3 protein-coding genes are annotated in these 1479 nt (G+C 58.8%); all 3 read right to left on the bottom strand.

Annotated elements, in window-relative coordinates; genetic code table 11:
• Nucleotides 1-118: 118 nt before the first annotated feature.
• The 3 genes from ACESMD_RS10040 to ACESMD_RS10030 all read right to left on the bottom strand — a co-directional run bounded on the left by ACESMD_RS10040 (nucleotide 119) and on the right by ACESMD_RS10030 (nucleotide 1333).
• A complete protein-coding gene (locus ACESMD_RS10040; protein WP_372612763.1) occupies nucleotides 119-310 on the bottom strand; it encodes a stability determinant in 192 nt (63 codons plus the stop codon).
• A 343-nt stretch (nucleotides 311-653) separates the two neighbouring features.
• On the bottom strand, nucleotides 654-971 hold the full coding sequence (locus ACESMD_RS10035; protein WP_372612761.1) for a helix-turn-helix domain-containing protein: 318 nt from the start codon (nucleotides 969-971) through the stop codon (nucleotides 654-656).
• Complete coding sequence (locus ACESMD_RS10030; protein ID WP_372612759.1) at nucleotides 968-1333, bottom strand: type II toxin-antitoxin system RelE/ParE family toxin; 366 nt, start codon at nucleotides 1331-1333, stop codon at nucleotides 968-970. Before ACESMD_RS10030 ends, ACESMD_RS10035 begins: the two co-directional genes overlap by 4 nt.
• Nucleotides 1334-1479: the final 146 nt, after the last annotated feature.

Here is a 1479-nt window from a genome sequence, read left to right as displayed (position 1 = left end):
GGGTAGTGCCTCCGCCGTTTCTTCAAGGGCGCTCCGGAGAGATTCAGCGGCGTAGAGATTGCGGTCGCCCAGATAATCGAGAATCTCTCGTAGCGACTCTCGCGCCTGGGGTTGCCACTTAACCAGAAGCATTCCGGCGTTTCTTCGATTCCAGGAGCGCGCGCATCTCGGCCATCACATCATCATGCGGGATCGATGGGCGCGGGTCGTCCAGGCTGCGCTGCACGCGTTCACGAAACCAGCGGTCGTAACTGTCAGCCTGCTCCTGAGTCTCGAATTCACTGATGCGCGGATCCAGTGGGGTGCTCATGTGGTGACCTCCTCTTGATGGTTGCCAGTTTAGTCGAAGTCGTTCGGGGTGGGAAATCTCGAGGTAATTGGGTCAGCCCCTCGTCGAAGCGTCGAACAGCCGGAAAGTCAGGGGTTAATGAGAGAGGTTAATGAGGGACAGACCCCCATTTCCAGACCTCCATTTCCCACAGCAGCAAGTTGTGGTGGGAGGGCGCTTCAGCGCGCGAGCAGTTTGCCCCGAAAAGCTCGCCCGGCAAGCCGGCCTCCCACCAGCGGGGCCAAGGCTGGGGGCTGATCGGAGACAGACCCCCATTTCCCTTTCCCACTTAATTTTCCCAAGGTGAGGTAACTACCCTCACCTCCTAGAAAATCTCAAGCTCAACATGCCCGGGAGAAGACCGGCGGCGTGATGGGCCGATCACGATTTTTACTTCACGGCCAAGGCGAGCGATGGCCTCGAGCATCTTGGCTTCGCTGATGCCACGGAACTGGCCACGCAGCAGAGCGGATACCTTGGGTTGGGGAATGCCCATGATCTCGGCGGCCCGGGATTGGGTCAGGCGGCGACGCTTGATGATCTCGCCAATCTTGGCGGCGAGTTGGGCCTTGATGAGCATTTCCTCGGCATCGAGCCTGCCCAGATCGGCATAGACATTAGTGGAGCCGGTTTCGATAGTCATGATGTTTCCCCCTTGACGTGCTGCTCGGCGAGATTGAGACGGCCGCGTATCTTGTCCATGTCTGGCTTGGGGGTGGCGATGCCCCTGGATGACTTCTTCTGAAAGCAGTGCAGGACGTAGATTGCATCACCCAGCTTGACGGTGTAGACGGCGCGATAGGTATCTCCCTGGTGGTCTTCGACGACCTCGAGGACGCCGGCGGAGCCGAACCCTTTCAGCGGCTTGGCCTGTGGATGCTTGGTGCCACCCTGCGCCAGGTGAAGGGCGAAGCCGAAGACATCCTTGACGTCGTCGGGCATAGCCAGAAGGTCCTTCTTGCTGCTGGCCACCCAGTGGACGGACTTGAGGGGGGTCGAATCCATGTCGGCATTTTATTCCTATATAGGTATAAAAGAAAAGGGCTAATCGAGTGGCTAAATCTGGTACAGACCCCCATTTCCCACGGACCCCCATTTCCCACAGCAGCAAGTTGTGGTGGGAGGGCGCTTCAGCGCGCGAGCCGTTTGCC

Source organism: Halomonas sp., assembly GCF_041689495.1.
Lineage (GTDB): Bacteria > Pseudomonadota > Gammaproteobacteria > Pseudomonadales > Halomonadaceae > Halomonas.
This window is presented reverse-complemented; position numbering and strand designations above follow the sequence as displayed.

Excerpts from the sequence above, each read along its gene's own strand:
- ACESMD_RS10030 (WP_372612759.1), bottom strand. The coding sequence starts at position 1,333 with ATGGATTCGACCCCCCTCAAGTCCGTCCACTGGGTGGCCAGCAGCAAG.
- ACESMD_RS10040 (WP_372612763.1), bottom strand. The coding sequence starts at position 310 with ATGAGCACCCCACTGGATCCGCGCATCAGTGAATTCGAGACTCAGGAG.
- ACESMD_RS10035 (WP_372612761.1), bottom strand. The coding sequence starts at position 971 with ATGACTATCGAAACCGGCTCCACTAATGTCTATGCCGATCTGGGCAGG.